This window comes from Brevundimonas sp., assembly GCF_041648115.1.
Taxonomy (GTDB): Bacteria; Pseudomonadota; Alphaproteobacteria; order Caulobacterales; family Caulobacteraceae; genus Brevundimonas.
This window is the reverse complement of sequence record NZ_JBAZPR010000001.1, coordinates 55166-75938: the sequence shown is the minus strand read 5'-3', so window position 1 is coordinate 75938 and position 20773 is coordinate 55166. Positions and strand designations below refer to the sequence as shown.

Sequence of the window (20773 nt, the reverse complement as noted above, 5' to 3'; positions counted from 1 at the left end):
GCTCCTTGATGTTGAGAAAACAGTGGAAAGTCAGGGCCGTTACTGGGGCGTTACGACGCCCTTGTAGTCCACCGAGACCGTGGTCGATTCACCGCCTGCGCGAGATGCCTGGCCTTTCCAGATGCCTTGATCGTCCTGCGTCAGGGGGCCGGAAACAACGTAGCCCTGCTTTTCGATGGCGGACTTGGCCTGGCCCTCGGTGAAGGAATTGGCGCCGGGGGTGAGCGCAGCCTGTTCAGACGTGTCCTGGGTGTCGACGGCCGGGTTCATGGGGGCTTCGGCTGACGAGACGGCCGGACCTTCGACGGGCGCATCGGCAGGCTCATTATTCCCACACGCGGTGAGGAGGACAGCGGTCGCCGAGACGGCGAGAGCAGCTTTCAACATTGGGCATTCCTTTCAGGGTTGCCCACTGAAAAAGGCCGCCGAGCATCATTGTTCCAAAGGCTCAGGTTGATGATTTGGATCGACGCGGTCTGGACGGGTGCAGGTCCTGGGCCGATTACGAACTGGGCGCGGGCATCGGCGCAAGGCGTTTCGATGGATAAGGCGACCAGTGGCGCGAAGGCCGAGCCCCGCCTCCGGTTACCGCTCCGTCGTCGCCGCAAGAGGGCGCAGGCTGACGTCGTCCTCCACCCCAAACCTCCCAGAGGGCGTGTCGGCCGAACCGCTTCGAAACGCCGATCTTGATGTTTCCGCGCGGATACGGCCTTAAGCGCCAATGGGGAAGTACGATTCACTCGCTAGATTTCTGAAGCGCCAAAAAGGGGCCGCGGTCGAACTCAGCTTCACGGAGATCGAGCGGCGTCTTGGCGCTCTGCTGCCCAAGGCCGCCAATACGGCCGAATGGTGGCGGGCTGAGGGGGCGCAGACGCGATCATGGGAACCCCTCGGTTTCGTGGCCACCCTGGAGCCCGGTTCCGAGCAGGTGCGGTTCGACAGGGCCTTCCTCTCTGCGCCGAAAACCTAAGGGGGAGGAAGGGCGGGGGAGAGCGCTCCGATTCGAGAGCGTTCTGGCCAGGAGGCCCTCGTGTCCCATCCCGCTGTCGTCCCTGTCGTCCCTGTCGTTCAGGCCGCGCTCAGTGCTCGACCTCGCCGTCAGCCGTCGCCTTATGAGGAGGCGCCCCCGCCCCGGCGGCAGGCTTCAGCCCCGACGCCGGCGTTCCATGACGACGCTGCGCTCCTTCGCGACCTCCTGGCCCGGAGCTTGCGTCCAAAGCGTTGCGCCTCGGCCGTCGTGACGCTGATCGAACGGTTCGGATCGACGGCCGCGGTCCTTGGCGCCGATCCAAGCGAGATCCAGCGCTCAAGCCGCCTGCCGCGCGAAGCGCTTGCCGACCTGATGTTGCTTCGCCGGCTCGCGGTCACCCTCTCGAGGATCCAGGCCTCGCGTGAACCCGTGCTGTCGTCCTGGTCGGCGCTGTTCGCCTATCTGCGGGCGGACCTGGCGTACCGGCCCCGCGAGCAGTTCCGAACCCTGTTCCTGGACAAGAAGAACCGTCTGCTCCGCGACGAGATTTGCAACGACGGCACGGTGGACCATGCGCCGGTGTATCCTCGGGAGATCGTCAGGCGGGCGCTGGAGTTGAACGCCTCCGCCCTGGTGCTCGTCCACAATCATCCCTCTGGCGACCCGGCGCCGTCGCAGGCCGATATCGCCATGACGCGCAAGATCGTAGACGCCTGCCGGGCTCTCGGCCTCGAGGTTCACGATCATGTGGTGGTGGCGCGTGAGGCCGTCGCCAGCTTTCGCGCCCTGGGGTTGATGTGAGGCCCGGGACGCTTGGCGGCGTCGTCCGCGTGGTCGGGGGCGATCTGTACGCGGGCGGCCGCCGGGCGAACATCCCCGCTCCCGGCCACAGCCCCTCCGACCGATCGGTGTCCCTGCTGTTGAGCCAGGGGCGTGTCGTCGCTCATGGCTTCGGCGCCGCCGACTGGCGCGTCGTGCTCGAAGATCTTCGCCGACGCGGCCTCGTCGATGACCGGGGGCGTCTTTGTAATGACGGGGGTATCGACGGCGGACGGGATCCTGCGCCGCGTCCCGACCGCCGCGCGCGGATTCTGGCGGCGACCCGCCTTTGGGATGAGGCCGGTCCGATCTGTATGGGCGGCCCCGCTGCGCGCCATCTCCGCCTTCGCGGTGTAGCGTTCGGCGCGATGCAACCGGATCTGCGCCAGCACGGCGCGGTCCCGATCTCCGTTTATCGACCGGGGAGCCGGCGCCTTCCGGCCCTGATGGCGGGCATACGCGAACCGGCGGGGGCGATCACCGCCGTCGAACTCGTCTATCTGTCTCCCAACGGCCATCGGTCGCCGAATGCGACGCCGGCGCGCAAGACCGTCGGGGTCGTTCCGCCCGGCAGCGCTGTCCGGTTGAGCGTCCCGGAATCGCGTCTTCTGGTGGCGGAGGGGGTGATGACCACGTTGAGCGCCATGGCGCGGTTCGGCCTGCCTGGGTGGGCTTTGCTGTCTGCGGGGAATCTGGCGGCCTGGGCGCCGCCGACCGGCGTCGCTTCGGTCCTGATCGCCGCAGACCGAGACACTGCGGGTCAGGCCGCGGCTGCGAGCCTCGCCGGCCGCCTGAGGCGGGCGGGACTCGTGTGTCGCATCGCCACCCCGCCGCCTCCGTGGGGGGATTGGAACGAGGCGTTCACGTCAGACGGGAAGCGGGAAAGGGAGGGCGGGGAGGGGCGCCGGTAGGGCGGGGGTGGTCCTCGCCGCCGGTCGGAATCCCGCCATGACCCGTTCCCGCTCCAAAGGCCGCGCCGTCACCCCGACGCCGGCAGACGTCGCCGCCGCCCGCGAGCGGCGCCAGTTCGCGCTCGCCGATCTCGACATCGCGCCGGAAAACCTCCGCTATGGCGAGCCCGCCGACGACGACATTCAAGTCCTGGCGGAGACCCTGCTCGCCGCCGGCCAGCTGCAGCCTCTGACCGTGAGGCCGGGTTGCGGGCCCGCCGAACGCCCGGCCATGGCCCTGGACGGCCGCCGACGTCTCCTCGCCCTGCGCCACCTGGCGGCGGAGGGGCGGATCGCGGACAATCATCCGGTGGAGGTCTTCGTCGAGACCGATCCGGCGCGTCAGGCGGCGGCCGCCGTTCTGACCAATACGGCTGCGCCGATCCATGTCGCCGACGTCATCGCCGCGATCGGCCGGATGGTGACGTCGGGGTTGAAGCCGGCTGAGATTTCGCGGGCCCTCGGCTATGCCGAGATCGACATCAAACGTCTGGCGGCGCTTTCCGCCCTGCCGCCTGTCGCGCTCGAAGCCCTTCGTGCCGGACGGATGAACCTGCGTCAGGCGCGCCTGCTGGCGCGGCTCGTCGATCCTTCGGAACAGGCCGCCCTGGCCCAGGACGCCCTCGAGGGTCGCGGGTTTGCGGACTGGCGCGTCACGGAGCGGCTCGATGAGAACCGGGTGACGACCCAAGACCCGCGGTTCGCCCTCGTCGGGGCCGATGGCTATGCCGCATCCGGCGGCCGGGTCGAAGCGGATCTGTTCGGCGAACGGGCGTCGGTCCTGCTCGATCCGGATCGGCTAACCGCCGCCTGGACGGCGCGGGCGCGCAGACTCGCCCTCGTCTTCGAGGCGGAGGGCCTGGCGGTGCACGTCGCCGCAGGTCCTGAGACCGGGCCGATGACGGACATGCCCGACGATCTTGAACGGCTCCACTATGTCTACGGCGGCGATCTCACCGAGCGCCAACTCGACGACTACCGTTCGGCCCGGGATCGCTACGAGGCGGCGGCGGAGGATGCTGCGGCGTGTCTGGAGGAGACGACGGATGCGGAGCGCGTCGAGCCCGCGCTCACCGTCTTGGCGAAGGCCAGCCTGGCCATGGACCAAGCCGCGAGCGGCGGCCGCCTCGCCACGGTCCTCGTCTTTCGTCCGGATCGGCGCACCGGAATCGAGGTGCGTTGTTACGCGCCTCAGAAGCCCGAAATCGAGGCCGACGCCGACCCGGGAGCGGACACGTCTCGCCCGGGGGGGGCGCCAGACGCGACGGGCGCCGCCTATGCTGCGCCCGAGGCGGAAGGGGCCGTCCCCGATACCGAAGGCGTGAGCCACGCCCTGCACGGGGTCAGGACCGAGACGGCGACGCGCGGGTTGATCCGCGCCCTGGCCGACGCACCGGCCGTGGCCCTGACGGCGCTGATCGCGCGCCTGTTCAGCCAGTTGGCGATACCGGTGCGCGGCGCCCGGCCGTCAAGCGCGCTGGCGATCGCGGCCAAGGCCTTCGCACCGACGGGCGGGCGCGTGATCGACGCCTTGGATGGCGTCGTGCGCCGGCGGCTGGATGATCGGCGTGCGGCCTGGGAGGCGTCGGGCGAGACGGTCATCGCCTGGGTGCACGCCCTCTCCGACGACGACCGACAGGGTCTGCTGGCGGATCTGACGGCGCTCACCCTCGACCTCCATGAGGAGCGGACGTCGGCGATCAAAGCCTCGGCCCGCGCCGAGGCGGCGGAGCTGGCCCGGCTCTGCGAGGCCGATATCGCCTGTCACTGGACGCCGGATCTCGTCTTTCTCAAGCCCCATCCCAAGCCCCTCCTGCTGGCGATGCTGGAGGCGATGGACGCGCCGACGCGCGATGCGATCGGCCTGAAGAAGCCGGCGCTGATGGCGCGCGTGGTCGAGACGGCGGTCAGCAAGACCTGGGCGCCGGCATCCCTTTCCTGGATCGCAGCGCCACGAGGCGCCCACGGAGCCGACGTTGCGGAGGGCGGCGAGGCGATCGCCGGTCCCGGCGGCCCCAACGGCTACGACGACCAAGACGATCGCGACGGCCGGATCGAAGCGCAGGCCGATGCCGAAGCGGAGGACGGGCTGGGAACCGCCGAAAAAGGCGAGCCCGAACAGGAACCGACGCCGCCTGAAGCGGACGCAGGGATTCCCGAAAGCGATGGCGAAGGCGTTTTTGTCGTCACGCTGGAAGGCGCCGCCGCGCTGAGGCGGTCGGCGGCTTGAGCGTCCGCTGACGGTCGCCGGCTCCGCCCGCTTTCGGCATCGCCCGGAAGCGGGCGCGCCAAAGGAGAGGGGAAGGGCAGGGAAGGATGAGACGGGATGGGGGAGATCGGCTCCCCGACGCCTCAGAATCCACAGGAGATTGTCATGCAGACCATGGTGTTCACCGGCCGGCTCGCCGCCGACCCCCAGATCAGCCCGGACTACGCCAAGGCGGTGTTCCGGCTGATCGAGAAACGCGGCGTTGACGCCGGCGGCAAGGACCGGCTCGTCGGCGTCAACTGCGTCAGCTGGTCGAAGGGCCTCAATGAGAAGGTCATCTCGCGCGGCCTGGCCCAGGGCTGCGAGGCGGTCGTCGTCGGCGCCTTCATCGACACCGCCTACACCGCCGCAGACGGTACGGAGCGCGCGGCCAAGGAGCTGGTGGTGAACCGGCTGACCGTCCTCGACTGGGCTGAGGCCCGCGAACCCGCCGCCGAACGCGCGGCGGCCTGACCGCCCGCCTCATTCACAGGAGACTGACCATGCAGACCCTCACCCTCGAAGGCTATCTGGCCGCCGATCCCTCCATCCTGTCCGCCCAGGGCTCTGGCCGGAAGCGCGCGAGCTTCCGCGTGCTGGAGACCACCCGGTTCCGCAAGGCGGATGGGACGCCCGGCGAACGGACGACCGGCTTCAACTGCCTCTGCTTCAACGAGACCACGGCCGAGAAATACATCCAGGCCTTCGCCAGGAAAGGCAGCCGGGTCGTGATCCAGGGCCATGTCGAGAACGACAGCTGGACCGGCAAGTCCGGCGTTGAACACTACGATCTGCGCGTGATCGTGTCCGATATCCGGCTGAAGAACCGGCGGAACGCGTTCGGCAAGCCGGCCGACGAAACCCAGGACGGCGGTCAGGTGGGGGAACCCGCCGGCGGCTACGATCTCAACGACGACATCCCCTTCTGAAGACAGGTCGTCCGCAGCACGGTGACCCGGCGCGAACAGCGCCGGGTCATTGTCATGAGGGCGGGGGGAAGGGCGGGGGGAAGGGCGGGGCCGGTCGGGCCGTTTGGGCCTGAACGGAGTTCCGTCATGAGCTATTGGACGAAGGAGAAAACGCACCGGCTGATCGCCCTGTGGGTTGAGGGGCTGCCGGCCGGGCAGATTGCGACCCAGCTTGGAGACGGCGTGTCCCGCTCCGCTGTTTTGGGCAAGGCGCGCCGCTTGGGGTTGAAGCGCGCGCTGGCGGGGCCTCCGGCCCGATCCGCGCGGCCGAAGGCTTGTGAGGGGCCATCGGCGGCGTCGCTCACCGAGCCGACCTGTTCGACTGCGCCGGTTGTCGTTCCGGCTTCGCCTGCAGGACAGACGGCGGTCCGCCGGTCGATCCTGACGATCCGGGCCGGAGAGTGCCGCTGGCCGCTCGGGAGACCCCGGGACGCGACCTTCGGTCTATGCGGAGCGCAGGTCCAGCGCGGCGCCTTCTGCCTGGCGCACGCCGCCCTCGGCTACCAGCGCCGTCCGTTCGTGGCGGAAAGCCTGTTGGACGCCGGTCCGCTGGACTAGGCGCCGATCTGCGGATCGATAGGGGGCGGCGGCGATAGCCGCCGCCCTTCGACATGTTGTCCGGATCATCGACGGCATCGGCGCGCGGCGCCGAACGGGGTCGGCCTCGCGAAGGGCGAGGCCGACATGCCCCCACACAACGCCTTCTGATCTTGTCACGTCACCCCGGAAGTCAACGGCTGCGCCGTTCCCCTTCACGCCGCGAAGAGCGCGTCGCTCCGGTGACTGCCGGGGACCCCGCCGTGCCCAAATCCTCAGTCGTTGCGCATGGGGCGCTCGACCTCATTCAGAGGATGACTAGAATGCAAACCTTCAACACGCCCGCCTTCTTCCAGAAATCCGACTCGGCCTTCGACGATCTCACCGGCGCCCTCGGCGATCCGCGTCCGCACCCCAGCGAGACGGCGCTCGAGCAACTCGGCCGCGCGCTGATGACGGAGCTGCTCGACGTCATCGCCGACACCGCGCTGGAGGACTATCAGACAATTCTTGGAGAGGCGCTGATCGGCGCCTTCCACTCGGCGGCGGGACGGATCGAGCGTGACGCCGACAGGGCGCGCGATGCGATGCGCGCCCTGGATCGAAACTTCGACGGCTCGGAGGCGGCGGATACGGAGCTGCAGGAGGCGACGGCAAAGGCCCGCGCCGGCGATGCGGCGACCCGGGCCTGCGAACTGATCCGCGACGCCGCCTCCCAGACCTGGACGGTCTCGACCGGAGAGGTCTGGACGGCCTGGCGCGGCAGTCGGCGCGGCACCCACCTGACCGCGGCGCAGCTGGAGGCCAAACAGGCGATCCGGGCGATCCGCAGCCGACGGGCCGGAGAGGCGACTCCTGACGGTCCGGTCGTCGCCTTCCGCGGCGCGCCCTCGGCCGATACGGCGGTGGATGCGGGGCGAATCTTCGACGCCCTCAACTGGGCGAAACAGGAATGGCCCGGCATGGCCCTGGCGACGACTGGAGCCAAGGGCGCGGAGAAGCTGGCCATCAAATGGGCTCAGCAGAAGGGGGTGACGTTGATCCTCGCCCGAGCGGACTTCGACGCCCATGGCAAGGCCGCCCCCTTCAGGGCGAACGACGACCTCATCGCCCTCGAGCCGAGCTGTTGCCTCACCCTGGTCCAGTCGGTGGATCGGGAGAGAGCGAGCGATCCGCGTCCGTTCGGTCCCGCCCTCAATCTGGGGCAGAAGGCGTTGGCCCAGGGGCTGCGGCATGTGCCGATCCGCGCCCGATCGACCTGAAACGTCGGCCGTCCCACGACCCGCTCGGCTTCGGCCGGGCGGGTTTTTGTTTGTCGTGTGAAGCCCCCGCAGATCCTCGGCCCGGCGGCGCACCCGGCTGGCGACGCTCATGATCGGTGTTGATGGCGTTTGATCGGTGTTGATGAGGCTGCCCGAGAATCTGCTGATAGGGGCTTAGGGCAAGATAAAAGGCGGCGGCGGGCGCTGCGCTTTTCGGCTATCTTCTCCGTGAGTTGAGCGACCTGTCGCTCGGTCCGGACGACTTGTGGCAAGTCACGGGCGCCGAGGCGGTCGAGGTCGTCCTGGAGGCTCCGCCTATGCTCGTGCGTGACCGGTTCGCCGACCTCGAAGATCGAACCGGCCGCCCTGCGGATGCGGCCGTGCCTGTCCAGCTTCCGACGCGTCTCAAGTGTGACAAGACCGATGTGAGAACCGCCCTGTTCGTTCGGTTGGCGGCGTCGCGCGTCTTCGCTCTGGGTGATCGCGCGGGCGTGTTGCGGGCGGCCCAGAGACGGTCGGGGCGGGCGTTCCGGATCGATGTCCGACAGCGGGTGATCGTCAAGGCGCTGGTGTCTCGCCATGTCGGCAAGGCCGCCGCACGGGCCTCCGCCCTCGCGGCCCACGTCGCCTATCTGGGCCGGGCGGGCGCCGGCGCTGAAGGGGCGCGGCCTGACTTCTTCAACCGTGAACTCGACGGGGTGGACGGGCGGATGGCGACGGAAGGCTGGGGCGCAGACCGGCATCATTTCCGGTTCATCGTCTCTCCGGAGAACGGCGACCGGATCGCCGATCTGCCCGGCTATGTGCGGGATGTGATGGGACGTGTCGCGGCGGACCTGGGCGAGCCGTCGCTGCGCTGGGTCGCGACCTGTCACTACGACACGGACCAGCCGCACGCCCACGTCCTGGTGCGGGGGCGGCGGGCGGACGGCCGGGATCTGGTCATTCCGCGTGACTATGTCGGCTACGGATTCCGGGCCCGGGCGCAGGAGATCGCGCAAGAGCGGCTCGGTGATCTGTCGCGCATCGATGCGGAGCGACGCGTCTGGAAAGAAACCCAGGCGGAGCGGTTCACCGGGCTCGATCGTCGCTTGATCGCTGCGGCCGATGAGGCCGGCGTGGTGGACGACGGCGTCGGCGCGACCGATGTCTGGTCCGCTCTGACGCGAGGGCGGCTCAGGACTCTCGAAGGTCTGGGGTTGGCGGTCCGGACAGGACGGAGATATCGGCTGGACGCCGACCTGGAACCACGATTGCGAGCGCTCCAGACGCGGCGCGACATTATCCGGACGCTCAATCAGCGGCGGCTTGAGGGGGCGAGGGAGGTGCGCGCGCTAGAGGGCGGCCGCGTACAGGGCGTCGTCGTGAAGACGGGGTTCCATGATGAGATGGGCCTGCAGCCCTATGTCGTCGTCAGAGATGCCGGAGGGGTGGAGCACTACGCACGCCTAAGGTCGGAGTCACAGGTTCGAGCGGGTCAGAGCCTGATCCTGACCGCTGGAGGGAATGGGATGGCCCAGGTGGTCAGAGGGCGATCGAGCGGGCTTGAGCGGTGAGGCGATGACCGGGTTGGGACGCGGGGTGACGGGCGCGGAGGTTTGTCGCGCGGCAGGACGTGTGTGACCCATCTGATACGTTCGGATCGTCCGCTATCGGCGTTAGGCGATGAGCTTACGCAGCGGAGGTCCTCAACGTCTGAGCGGGTGGGAACGAAAGTTCGTCTGCGAAGGGGCAGTGTCCGGCAACGTCCTACTCCGCGTGGCTGTCCCGCTTGCACGAACCGATCAAGGTTGGACCACGATAGACCTCAGCATGCGTATAGACGGCGGTTACGAGAAGAACGACCTGCGCCAAGTCGAGCGCATCGGCGTCATGAGAAACGTCGAGCGTCTCGGTAATCGGCGGTGTCGCCGGTCCATCATGCAGATGCAGCAGGTAGCGCGCCATCCCATCCTCCCAGCTCAGTAGGAAAGGGCGCCGAGCGAAATGTCTGTCTAAAACTCTACATTGCGGTTGAGAGGGCGCCTCTCAGCGCGCAACTATGTGCCCTCTGGCGTCAGGTAGCACTCACAAGAGGCGCGCTCCAAGGCGGCCCGGTCCTTGATGGTGACCCTGCCACGGGAGTACGAGATCGCGCCCGCAGCCGCGAGCGATTGGGCGGCATCGTTGACGGTCGTTCTCTGCACACCGAGCATTTTGGCTAGGAACTCCTGCGTCATGAAGAGCGTGTCTCCGTTCGCGCGGTCGTGCGCGCGCAGCAACCATTTCGCAAACCGTTGTGTTGCGGAATGGATCGCATTACACGGCGCGGCCTGTTCAAGTTCCACTTGAAGAGCGGCGCCATAACTCGCGAGAGTGGTCCGCAGACTCTCACTCTGCGAAGCAAGCCCTCGGAGCTTCGCGGCTTTGACGCGAAACGCGTTCCCGGCAAGGTGACAGAAGAAGCGCACTGAAGTTTCGGCGGGAACCTGCCAGGCCGTGACGCCGGTGAACCCCTCGCAGCCGACCATATAGGCTTCGGCAGATTGACCATCCTCCATCGTCGCGACGGCTGAGATGATGCCGTGGTTCACGAAATATATGTGGGAGATATCATCTCCGACTTCGCCGAACTCGTGCCCCGCCTCAAAATCGAAATCGGACATGATGGAAATCAGGTCAGCTTTGTCTTGCGGCTCAAGTTGACTGAGCAAGGCGTTCCGCTGGCTGATGTTGGTCATCGACGCCCCCGACTGTAGATATCAGGGCTATCCGAGTTTGGGCGCTCGCTCAATAGAGCCGGTAAATGACCGGGTGGCGTTGGTTCGTATCAGTGTTCACTATGCGTCGGCTTGCGCCATGGGCGTCAGCGCTGAAACCGGACTTTTCAGGATATGGCCCTGCGGCGGAGTCTCCTGAGTTTCCCAATGGGGGGCTCACCCGCGACGTCGCGCGTGCTCAGCCGCTAGGGTCGCGATGGTCCGCAGGTCCACGGGATTCACGTCGAGGGGTTCGTGAAGCTGCGAGAGGGCGTGAGCGATGTCTTCATCGTTGATCGAAAGGCGCGGTGTAGAAACAGACGTGATGACCCGCGGGTACAGGCGCCCCGAAAAGCGGTGAAACAGCATGGCGACTGCGACGAGCAGGATGGCGTTGAGCGCGACCGGCAGTAAGGGAAAAAGCCACGCGGCTGCTGGCGAGCCGGCGCCTGCAAGCACCGGTATGAGAGCGGTTCCGCCGCCCGGCGGGTGAAGACAGCGAAGAAGAGACATCATCGCGATGGCCGTTCCTACGGCGACGCCACCTCCGAACATCGGATCATCGAAGAGTGTCGCGACCGCCACACCGATAGTCGCCGACACCACATTGCCTCCAACCACGGGCCAGGGTTGCGCTAGCGGACTAGCCGGAACCGCGAAAACCAGAACTGCCGAGGCGCCCATGGAAGCGATCATCAACATGGGTGCTGCAGTGTTCGACCCCAGCGTGAATTGCGCGCCCAGCCCTGTCGCTACGATCCCGACAAACGCTCCCACGCATGCCAAAATCCGATCTCTGGCCGTCGTGCCGGGCACGATCGGACGAAATAACTTCATGGTGAGTTCCCGCGTAATGCCGGGCATTTCACACAGCCGTCCCAGGTCCGCAACGGCCGTCTCGGTCTTGGCGTCTGGCGCGGGTGGCCAGACCTGCCGCTTGATGGCTTGTTAGGGCTGCTTGTCCTTGCGTCGGCTGAACAGCCCTAAGCCGCCGAACACGATGCCGAGGATGATCCAAACCACCCAGTTCTCACCTTGAATGAGCTTGAAAACGCCCAGGGCAAGGAAGAGGACGCCGACAAGCGGAAAACCCTTCTCTAGAAGATGCCGCATTTATTTCCGCCCCTCCAACTGTTTCGTTGACGGTATGGCGCAGCTTTGGCACTGCCAAGGTCAAATCGACCGGCAATGCGCCGAAAGGTGTGTCAAGTGAGGTTGGGGCGAATGTCTACAACGGGTCGGATGATACGCTTGTCTGATCAGGTATCGGCTGTGCGGCTGTCGTCAGCGGTTGCGGATCCGCGCCTGCCGGGTCTGCAAGCCAATCGAAGCTTTGCGATGGAAGCGCCCATCATCTGAAGCAATCATGCGCGCGCCTATCGCGCATTCAGATAGGCGCGCCAGCCGCCCAACCCGACCTGACAAAGTTGGCCCGCCCCGGAGCCACTGAAGGTTCGGAACGGACCTGTCCGGATATTCCCTCCCGGATACCTTTCAGATAACGCGAGTCGATCAATTGCCAAGTATGTTTTTACGTATGACAGGGTCTACGCGAACGTCTGGCTGATCAACTGATCGGTCAGGTCGAGGTGAACCTCCAGGGCGGCAAGGGCTTCGGTGCGCGCTCGCTCGGCCGCTGCTCGGTCGCCTGCCGTCAAGTGCGCCCCGAACTCGGTGATCTTGGCGGCGACCAGCTGCTCCGCCCCCATAGCGCGCCGCTCCAGCGTCCCGTCATCCATCGCAACCCCCATCTCAGCAATGCGGCCCGGCCGAATGTGTCCTCGCCCAGCCGGGCCGCGCGACGCAGTTCGGGCATGAGCCGCGACAGCTCTGCCGTATCGCCTCACTGCACGGCTTGGCAAATTTGGAAGACTGGCCGGGGCATCTGCGGAACCTCCGGCCCTTAGCTCCCCGCTAGAGCGAGCCGAAAGGCTCAGTCTGGACGGTATCGCGCGCACCCATCGCGCGCAACCACCACAATCTGGAGAATGACAATGAACCCCAAGGCCATTCGACGCCGTGCGCTTCGTCATCGGGCGTGGCTTGCAGATAACCACGCCAGCGCGCCGCCCGCCCGATCTGTGAAGTTGCTGCTCAGCTGCCGCTCTTGAAACGCGACCCAGGGCGTTATTCCGGGGCGGCTAAGGCCTGGTTGAAGAGCGACTTGAGCTGTCGCCGCATCGCCTGCCGGACGTCGTAGTCCGCCGAAATGGTGAGCAACTCCGCGCATGAGCCTATGTCGCCGTAACGGCCGACGTTTCGATCGCAACGCTTGATCCATGGCGCGGCGCTCGCCTGCCCCCGCCGGAGGAGGGCGCGGCCTTCATTGCAAACCGTCTCGGCCTCGTCGGTGCACCCCTGTGCGAACGACAGGAAAGCAAGGTAATCGACGTTCGTCTCGCTGCGGACGGATGGGGCCCGCGTCTCGAAAATCACCTGGCCGAGGAAATGGCAGCCTTCCCCGTCGATGAGGATGGCGTCGTTGTGCAGGAAGCAGGCCTTCGATAGCGCGACGAAGGCCTGGGTTAGATCACGCTCGACGCCGGTTCCCGTGAGGTACATCCAGCCGAGGTATTTGCAGGCGTAGGGTCCTTGACCTGAATCGTCGCCGTCGCAGGTGCGCACGAGACTTTGCCTGGCGCGCACGTAGTCGCGCAGCTGGCGGTTCTGGAGATACAGCTTGCCGGCCTCGTAGCAGCCTGCAGTCATGATGCGGGCCGCGCAGGACATGTCGTAGTGTTCTAACGCGGCCTTCAGATCGCCGCCCCGTGCCGCGCTGACGCCGCGGCTCCAGCAGGTGTCAACGTTGTTCTCGACCTCGCAAGGCGCAGATGCCGATGCGGCCGCGAGGTCATGAATAGTATAGTTTGGAAAGCCAACGCCGTCCGACGCCCGCTCCTGCCCGATGTCGCGCATGCGCGCCAGCAGCCGGTCGTGTGCGCGCTCAATCGTGTCGGGACGGCAAGGCAGACGAGCAAGTTCGCTGCCGCTGCGACTGATGGTGAGGTGTCCGAACGGCAGAAGGGCGGAGGGATCGGGCTGCGCGCCGTTGCGAAGGCCTGTCTCAAACTGGTAGGTCGTGTCTCCATTCGCGAAGGTCATGATCTCGTCGACCGTTCCCGCCGGGCCGTTGTGGCGGACATAGTCGAGGTCAGCCAAGGGGCTCGACAGGGTCAGCTCCGGCTTTGACGACGAAGGTCCGTAACGATAGGTTGCGCCGCTATCACTGAGAGATACCGATGCCTGCCGATCGCGCCCTTCGATTCGACAGGTGACGAAGATTTCCTCGCCCGAACGTTCGGTCGCAGCGACGGCGTTCGACGTCCAGACGCCCGCAACGAGCAGCGCGCAAGCCAGAGCGTGCGACACAATCGAGCCGACGGACTTCTGTTTAAACTGTTGCGTCGTTCGCACCATCACATCAACCCTTGCCGCAGTTAGGTCCCGATGCTGCACGCGCTGGCCCAAAATACCAACCGCCGTATAGGCAAACGTCGAAGGGTGTGGTCACCGCCGACCTATGGTTTGATGATCGCGCGCGCATCTGCCCAAGCCGGAAGTGCATGCTCAATGAAAATTCGCCTCCTCAAGATGTCGAGCAGACTGAACGCAGGCGTTTTTCTCAGCTGTGCGGTCTTGTCGGGATGCGTCACGTCTCCGACCCCCGTGGCGTTGGACGGCTCTCGGACGGCTCTCGCGTCTTCCGAGCCCTACGCCGCGCCCTCGCCCTCGGAAGCGGGCGCGGCCTCCGACGACTTCGAGGTTTTAAGGACAGTTTCGGTTGCTGCGTTGAGCCCTAAGCAGGGGGTTGAGGAGCGACACCGTGGCAAGCGCATCCGTTGGGCAGGCGCCGTAGAGCGGATCACCGCAACCGATCAGGGCGTGTGCTTGACCATACTTTATGCCCGCAGCGGTGAGGATGGCGAGCCTCTCTGGACCAACACGCCAACCTATCAACACTTCGAAGCTTGCGCCGCGAGCGCGTACGACCCGAGGCTGGTTCATGAGCTGACCAATGTCACGATCATCGGTCGCATCTCGGGCACGACCGACATAGGTTCCGGCGGCGGAGACAGGAACGGTCCCGTCGTCCAGATCGAAAACCTATTCCGTTGGTCGGACTGTCTTTCGGGCGACGACAGCCCCGAGTGCAAATACGGTTTTCTAAGTCCGCAAACCGGTATGATCGACTGACGGATGGCCGGAGCTGAGGCGTTAAGGGGACGTCCAAAGCCCGCGCAGCCCTTCCAACCCCAATGCGCGGAGCTCACTTCAACTTCCGACGACGAGAGGTGCGTTTGTGTTCAGCCTTGTGATGATTGCCCTTGGAGCTCTCGGGGGAGTCGCGATCGGCCGCGCTCGCACCGTCCCCTTTCGCAGGCGTGCCTTGATAGGCTGGTGCTGCCTGCCCGTGGCTTTTGCATCGGTCGTCGTGGCCTACCTTGGACTGAAATCTGGAGAGGCTTTCGCGACATGGCCGCTGCTTTGGGTGGGCATGCTGATCGGCGTCCCTAGCGGAATATTTGCGCTGGGGGCCGGGCTGGGGTTTTGGGGGGGGCGGCGAGCGCAGTCAGGCCGGGGCGACCAAGGCGGGTGGCTTGCCGGCTAAAGAACGGCCGACGCCCACCGAAAGTTTGCTTTCGAGTCGAAAGCAAATGTCCGTTTTTGGCGGATACCGTTGAAAAAGTCGGCAATTGCCACGGGCTTCAGGGGCTGATTCACTCTGGTCATTGAGGCTGGAGGCAGCGTGATGATGGGTGAGCGGCGGGTCGATCAGGCGGCTCTTTTCTATACATTCTCGCTGGAGGATCACGTCCCGGCGAACCACCTGCTGAGGTCGATCGACTGGTTCGTGGAGTTGGAGGGTCTGCGAGCGCATCTGGCCCCGTTCTACAGCGCCATGGGTCGGCCCTCGATCGATCCGGAACTGCTGATCCGGATGCTGCTGGTCGGCTATTGCTTCGGCATTCGTTCGGAGCGTCGGCTGTGCGAAGAGGTCCATCTGAACCTGGCCTATCGGTGGTTCTGCCGGTTGGGTCTGGACGGCGCCGTGCCGGATCACTCGACCTTCTCCAAGAACCGCCACGGCCGATTCAGGGAGAGCGACCTGCTGCGTCAGTTGTTCGACACGGTCCTGCGTCGGTGCATGTCGGAAGGCCTGGTCGGCGGCGAGGGCTTCGCCGTGGACGCCAGCCTGATCAAGGCCGAGGCGAACCGCGAGCGCAGCGTGCCTGGCGATCCCGGTCTGCCGCCCGAGGCGTCGAGCCGGGCCATCGACGAGTATCTGGCGGTGCTGGACGACGCGGCGTTCGGCGCGGCCACGCCGGTTACGCCCAAGTTCATCTCGCCGGTGGATCCGGCCGCGCGCTGGACCGCCGCCAACAAGGGGCCGGCCTTCTTCGCCTATGCCACCAACTACCTGATCGACCTGAAGCACGCCGTCATCGTCGATGTCGAGGCGTCCACCGCCGTGCGGCCGGCCGAGTTGACTGCGGCCCGCACCATGATCGAGCGGGTTCAGGATAAGCATGATCTCCACCCCGATCGCCTTGCCGCCGACACTGCCTATGGCTCGGCCGAGATGCTGGAATGGCTGGTCAACGACCGAGGGATCGCACCCCACATCCCGATCATCGACAAGTCCGGCCGGACGGACGGGACCTTCTCCCGAGCCGACTTCTCCTACGACCGCGCCGCCGACCTCTATCGCTGCCCAGGAGACAAGGAACTGAAGCAATATCGGCGAGCCTTCCGCGCCGATCACCCCGATACACCGCCGGATGACACCTATCGGTATCGCGCCTCCAAGATCGATTGCGATGCCGGTGCGCTGAAGCCCAACTGCTGCCCCAACGGGCCGGCTCGGAAGGTGACCCGTTCCATCCACGAAGACGCCAGGGACGTCGCCCGAGACATCGCCAGGACCGACGCCTACGTCACCTCCCGGCGCGAGCGAAAGAAGGTCGAGATGTTGTTCGCCCACCTCAAGCGCATCCTCAGGCTGGACCGGCTGCGCCTTCGCGGTCCCTGCGGCGCCCGCGACGAGTTCCTTCTCGCCGCCACCGCCCAGAACCTGCGCAAAATGGCCCGTCTGATCCCGCTACAGCCCGCCCCAGCACCCGCCTGAAGGCCTGAAACGTCACGAACCCCGCCACAGCCTGACCATGCCGCTCTTCAAGCCGATCAGTCAGGCGACTTTTTCAACGGGATCGACTCAAAGCGGCGGTTAAGAAGGTCTGCTTTCCGGTTCTGGCCATCCTAGATCAACTGCAGCGGTCTCAGTGAGGACTCGGGCTTAGAGCCTTCAGTAAACGGCCACGTCCGCGCGGGTTAGATAGAAATCTCCGGAACACCAGCCTGCCCCAGCAGCGCATACAGTTCCGCGACCTTTGTTCGCTGCCCACGTTGTTGGCAGAATGCGAAGATGGCTCGCTGCTTGGCGCGGGAGAGAGCGACGAAGAACGCCGCGAGGCCCTCCTTGTCTCCAGGCTTGTGCGCCCACCACGCTTGATCATCGAGGCCGATAAAGATGATCGTGTCGTACTCAAGACCTTTGCTCTTGTGCACGGTCATCAGCGGTATCTGATCAATGCCCTCGAAGGCATCCAGACACTCGGTCCAAGTGGTTACGCCGGTCGCCGAAGCCATGAGATGCTGCAGGAGACCTTCCACGATGATCTCGAGAAGGTTGCCTGTTCCGTACTCAACATAGGTTCTTTGAACAGCGGCGGGGTCGAGGAACGTCAACACGGCCTCCGCCACGTTGACGGCCGCTACGGCCGACGGCGGAGTTTCAGTCATCTCTTTCCTGAGGCCGACCAAGAAACGGGACAAGGCGGCTTCGGCCCGCGCGTCCGCAGCACTGTCGCCGGGTGGAATGGCTCTCAAGGCCGAGACTGCCGCAGACAGATACTGCCAAGCCGCAGGCGACCGCTGGACGGACCCGAGTCTGAGCGCAGCGACGACGAGCCGGCAAAGGCTGTCGGACAGCAGATCCTGAAGCGCGACTTTGCCGACAAGTGCGCTCTCGTTGCGGATACGTAGCCCGCTCGCGGCCATCGGCGCGCGCAGCTCGGTGTCAAAAACCTCTGCCTTCTGTTTGACGAGGATCGCATAGTCGCGTGGGCGACGTCCTCGACGCGTCATGTCGTCAGCCATCCATGTCGCCAGATGGCCGGTCTCCTGTCCGCGCGTCGGACTGTTCCAAATCTGGGCCACGTCGCCGTCGATAAGTTTGCCTGCCTTGGCCTCAACCTGTGGCGACGCCGGGTCGAGGGCGCGTGCGACGACATGCTGGATGGCGACGAGATCCGGTGAAGAACGAAAATTGAATTGGAGCGGCACCCGTAGAGCGTGGAAGTCCGCTTCCAGTCGGGCGAAGGCGTCGGGCCTCGCGCCGGCCCAGCCCATGATCCTTTGCTTGTCGTCTCCGACGCCGGTGATCACCGAACTGCTGCCTCCGAAAACCGAATGCAGGAAATCATACTGGGCGAAAGTGGTGTCCTGAAACTCGTCGACGAAGATGAAGGGATAGGTGGCGCGGAGCGCGTTCGCGATCTGAGGATTCGATCTCAAAAGCAGTTCGGCCATGCGGTTCAACGTGACGAAAGTCAGGTTGGATGGATCTCCCGCACCCCGTTGCTCTGACCACCACCGTGCGGTCGCAAAGTCTGCCCCGGATTGCGGTTCCGGGTGAGGAACGAGCATTCGTCTGGCCCCGACTGTGCGGCCCTCGAAACTCGACGGGCCGATCTCCTCGATCTCGGCCTTCCATGGATCTGGCGCGGCCAGCCGTGCTCGAGTGAGCCAGTAGTTGGTCGATTTGTAATCCCAGAAGGCAATCTCATAGGGCTTCGTCGGGCGCCATTCTGCAGGAATGGCGGTGTGAAATCTGTCGACCAGGTTCTTGGTAAAGGCATCGAACGTGATCGACGTGAACCGATCCGAAAACTCAGCAGGGCACCGTTGTCTGACGCGATCCGCCAGATTGCCGGCGGCATCGCCCTTGAAGGAGATGGCCAGTATCTGGAAAGGCGGGCGACAAAGGCCCGTTTCCAGTAGATAGGTGGCCTTCTGGGCTAGGAACTCTGTCTTCCCTGCCCCCGGGCCTGCGACCACGGAGGTTGAGGCAGGGTGGCGTAGCGCGGTCCACGCGGCCGGTTCGAGGGCATCGATCCCGCGCGGCCTCCATTCGTCGGGCGCTATGAACCGAAGCGTCATGTCGTCGGCGAAACGGTCAGGGTCATGGGCCCGGGCGGCGGCGGCAGCGGCAGCGGAGGATCGAGCCGGGCCGCGACGGAGCCTAGCAAGGCCTTCAGTTCTCCCGGAGCCGCCGCAGCGAGGGTCTGACTGTCGAGACCGCTGAGAACCCGAACATGGGTGCCTGGTTTGCCTCGCCCCAAGAAGAGGTATCGATACCAACGCAGAAGGGTGTCCTGGCTGGTATCGTAGAGGGCGTGATTGCCGCCGTCGCCTAACACCGCGTCTCGCGGCTCCCCGGCGGCTGAGGGTCTGTAACGCCCGGGCTCTGGCGATGAATACGCGGCCTGGAACGCCATCAGCATCGAGTAGTCCAGATCGAGCGGCTCGCAGAAGAAAACATTGAATCTTCGGAGGTGTCTCGCCCACGCCTGGACGTTCGTCCAGTTGGCGGCGGGGAAGGTGTCGAAGGCCGCCAGATCAGCCGAAGGGCCCGCCGAACTCGGGCTCTGGAACAGTTGGTCAGGCCGGACGCCATTTTCCATCAACTGCGCGCAAGCGGTCTTGATGCGCCCCCAGCCTCCGCCCGCACGGCCGTAATCTAGATCCAGAAGAGTCGCGTGTGGTATGTCCAGATCGACAAGCAGCCGCCACAAGTGGTTGACGTGGCGGCCCCCAAGCGGGACCACCGCCACGAAAGACCGATCGATGTCTAGGCCAAAGGCTTCGGCGAGGCGCGGGAGCACCACCTCTTCGGAGGCCCCTTCGCCGAGGATCACGAAACGGGCGAAATAGAGCTCGGGGTAGGCGCGTACGGCCTCACGAACAAACTTCGAAGCCTCTTCCGCGATCGGCGGCAATCTGATCCCCCTCACGCGGCAGGCGCGAGTCTTCGGCTCGATGCGGAAATGACGGACCTGCTCGGGCTTTACCCGCGCCAGAATGCTCGGCGAGTGGCTCGAGAGCATCGCTTGTGCCTGCGAGCCTGCGGTCAGTTCCTGAATCTGTCGGACGATACGGGAGAGGTAGAACGGCGCCAGGTTGTTCTCCGGCTCTTCGACGGCGATCAGGGTCAGTGCGGGAACGCTGACACCACCGGGCTGAAATCCATCGGAACGAGGATTCCTCGCGAGGTTGGCCTCGACATCGAGCGTCGCCGCAGTCATGGCGAGATGAAACAGAGATCGCTGGCCGTCGCTCAACTCATCGAGGCCACGCTCGCGTCCTGCCTCGTCGGGGCGGAACAGAACCTCAGCCTTGCGGATGAACTGTTCAAACCGAAGGTCGATAGGCCGAAACACCGGTGTGGTGTCCGTGCCTGCGGTGTGAACCTGCTGCCAACGTTTCGTGACGGCTGCCACGACGGCGTCTACCGCAGGCTCGCCGGAGAACGCGTTGTTCAGAGCCGAGCCCGCCGAAGCGAACGTAGTCCGCGTGCCTTCCGACCAGTTGATCGCCCGCCATAAGCGTCCACGCAAGAAAGCCGTCACCTGCGAAATGCCGTCGCGTGACGCCGGCACATAGATCAGTTGAATTCTGGCCCGATCCTTGGGTTTTAGGTCCGAACACTCAGCGTCCGTGAACGGACCCATGGTCCGAACGGCGCGATAAGTGTGATCAATCGCCCCATCAATGGACCCGTCATCTGTCCAAACCGCCTCCATCCTCAAGCGGCATTTCATTTTTCCGCTGTCGTCCGTCGCCATCTGGGAGAAGAACTCAGGAACGGCGGACGCGTCCGCGAGCAGATCGTCGAGCTCCGGAAAGGCCAAAACCGCCTCGATAGCGAACCGGCGCTCGTTAGGCGGATTCACTTCCGCAGCCGGGACGTGAAAGTCTTGTCGCCGGAGCTTCCGTTGGTCCGCGGTGACGCCGAAGAGCCGCTGAAGCCCGAGCATAACCGCGGTCTTTCCTGCGCCGTTCACGCCGACGAAGGCGGTCAAACCTTCGTCGAGAGAGATCGGAATCGGGCTCGGCCCGAAGCATCGGAAGCCGGATATTTCGAGACGTTCGATGTGCAAGACGCCGCTCCCTTGGGCGCGACACGTGAAGACGTCGCAACCTTTACTTGCGGCCCTTTTT

19 protein-coding genes are annotated in these 20773 nt (G+C 65.4%); 10 read left to right on the top strand and 9 right to left on the bottom strand.

Annotated features, from left to right (window positions below):
* Positions 1-39: 39 nt before the first annotated feature.
* A complete protein-coding gene (locus WC597_RS00370; RefSeq protein WP_372691240.1) occupies positions 40-387 on the bottom strand; it encodes a hypothetical protein in 348 nt (115 codons plus the stop codon).
* Positions 388-1030: 643 nt separating this feature from the next.
* Here WC597_RS00370 and WC597_RS00365 point away from each other — a divergent pair.
* From WC597_RS00365 to WC597_RS00330, 8 genes are all read left to right on the top strand, one after another.
* Positions 1031-1771 carry a RadC family protein gene (locus WC597_RS00365; RefSeq protein ID WP_372691239.1) on the top strand — a complete coding sequence of 247 codons (741 nt, stop codon included), beginning with the start codon at positions 1031-1033 and terminating at the stop codon, positions 1769-1771.
* The gene (locus tag WC597_RS00360) at positions 1768-2700 is read left to right on the top strand and encodes a toprim domain-containing protein (protein WP_372691238.1); all 933 of its coding nucleotides are present in this window, start codon (positions 1768-1770) and stop codon (positions 2698-2700) included. Before WC597_RS00365 ends, WC597_RS00360 begins: the two co-directional genes overlap by 4 nt.
* 37 nt (positions 2701-2737) lie before the next feature.
* Positions 2738-4969, top strand: coding sequence for a ParB/RepB/Spo0J family partition protein (locus WC597_RS00355; protein WP_372691237.1), 2232 nt, complete (start codon positions 2738-2740; stop codon positions 4967-4969).
* A 144-nt stretch (positions 4970-5113) separates the two neighbouring features.
* Entirely contained in the window at positions 5114-5461 is a 348-nt protein-coding gene (locus tag WC597_RS00350; protein ID WP_372691236.1) for a hypothetical protein, read from the top strand.
* 29 nt (positions 5462-5490) lie between these two features.
* Complete coding sequence (locus tag WC597_RS00345; RefSeq protein WP_372691235.1) at positions 5491-5916, top strand: single-stranded DNA-binding protein; 426 nt, start codon at positions 5491-5493, stop codon at positions 5914-5916.
* Positions 5917-6042: 126 nt separating this feature from the next.
* Complete coding sequence (locus WC597_RS00340; RefSeq protein WP_372691234.1) at positions 6043-6513, top strand: GcrA family cell cycle regulator; 471 nt, start codon at positions 6043-6045, stop codon at positions 6511-6513.
* A 302-nt stretch (positions 6514-6815) separates the two neighbouring features.
* The gene (locus WC597_RS00335) at positions 6816-7754 is read left to right on the top strand and encodes a DUF2493 domain-containing protein (protein WP_372691233.1); all 939 of its coding nucleotides are present in this window, start codon (positions 6816-6818) and stop codon (positions 7752-7754) included.
* A gap of 263 nt (positions 7755-8017) precedes the next feature.
* Positions 8018-9310: a DUF3363 domain-containing protein gene (locus WC597_RS00330; protein WP_372691232.1), complete on the top strand. Its 1293-nt coding sequence runs from the start codon at positions 8018-8020 to the stop codon at positions 9308-9310.
* Positions 9311-9503: 193 nt separating this feature from the next.
* Here the strand turns inward: WC597_RS00330 and WC597_RS00325 are convergent, their stop codons facing one another.
* The 6 genes from WC597_RS00325 to WC597_RS00300 form a co-directional block, all read right to left on the bottom strand.
* Positions 9504-9701 (bottom strand): hypothetical protein, encoded by a 198-nt coding sequence (locus WC597_RS00325; protein ID WP_372691231.1) that lies wholly within the window; start codon positions 9699-9701, stop codon positions 9504-9506.
* 92 nt (positions 9702-9793) lie between these two features.
* Entirely contained in the window at positions 9794-10474 is a 681-nt protein-coding gene (locus WC597_RS00320) for a Crp/Fnr family transcriptional regulator (RefSeq protein WP_372691230.1), read from the bottom strand.
* Positions 10475-10669: 195 nt separating this feature from the next.
* Positions 10670-11329 (bottom strand): HPP family protein, encoded by a 660-nt coding sequence (locus WC597_RS00315; protein WP_372691229.1) that lies wholly within the window; start codon positions 11327-11329, stop codon positions 10670-10672.
* Between the two features lie 111 nt (positions 11330-11440).
* Entirely contained in the window at positions 11441-11605 is a 165-nt protein-coding gene (locus tag WC597_RS00310; protein ID WP_372691228.1) for a hypothetical protein, read from the bottom strand.
* A 434-nt stretch (positions 11606-12039) separates the two neighbouring features.
* A complete protein-coding gene (locus WC597_RS00305; protein WP_312599465.1) occupies positions 12040-12231 on the bottom strand; it encodes a hypothetical protein in 192 nt (63 codons plus the stop codon).
* Between the two features lie 388 nt (positions 12232-12619).
* On the bottom strand, positions 12620-13909 hold the full coding sequence (locus WC597_RS00300) for a tetratricopeptide repeat protein (protein WP_372691227.1): 1290 nt from the start codon (positions 13907-13909) through the stop codon (positions 12620-12622).
* 30 nt (positions 13910-13939) lie between these two features.
* On the opposite strand from WC597_RS00300, the gene WC597_RS00295 reads away from it, so the two are divergent.
* Together WC597_RS00295 and WC597_RS00290 are read left to right on the top strand one after the other, a co-directional pair.
* On the top strand, positions 13940-14686 hold the full coding sequence (locus WC597_RS00295; RefSeq protein WP_372691226.1) for a Slp family lipoprotein: 747 nt from the start codon (positions 13940-13942) through the stop codon (positions 14684-14686).
* Between the two features lie 556 nt (positions 14687-15242).
* On the top strand, positions 15243-16619 hold the full coding sequence (locus tag WC597_RS00290) for a transposase (RefSeq protein ID WP_372691225.1): 1377 nt from the start codon (positions 15243-15245) through the stop codon (positions 16617-16619).
* Between the two features lie 203 nt (positions 16620-16822).
* Here the strand turns inward: WC597_RS00290 and WC597_RS00285 are convergent, their stop codons facing one another.
* Together WC597_RS00285 and WC597_RS00280 are read right to left on the bottom strand one after the other, a co-directional pair.
* Positions 16823-18712 carry a UvrD-helicase domain-containing protein gene (locus WC597_RS00285; protein ID WP_372691224.1) on the bottom strand — a complete coding sequence of 630 codons (1890 nt, stop codon included), beginning with the start codon at positions 18710-18712 and terminating at the stop codon, positions 16823-16825.
* Positions 18709-20712, bottom strand: a complete 2004-nt coding sequence (locus WC597_RS00280; protein ID WP_372691223.1) for an ATP-dependent endonuclease — start codon at positions 20710-20712, stop codon at positions 18709-18711. The genes WC597_RS00285 and WC597_RS00280 overlap by 4 nt, the downstream gene beginning before the upstream one ends.
* Between the last annotated feature and the right edge of the window lie 61 nt (positions 20713-20773).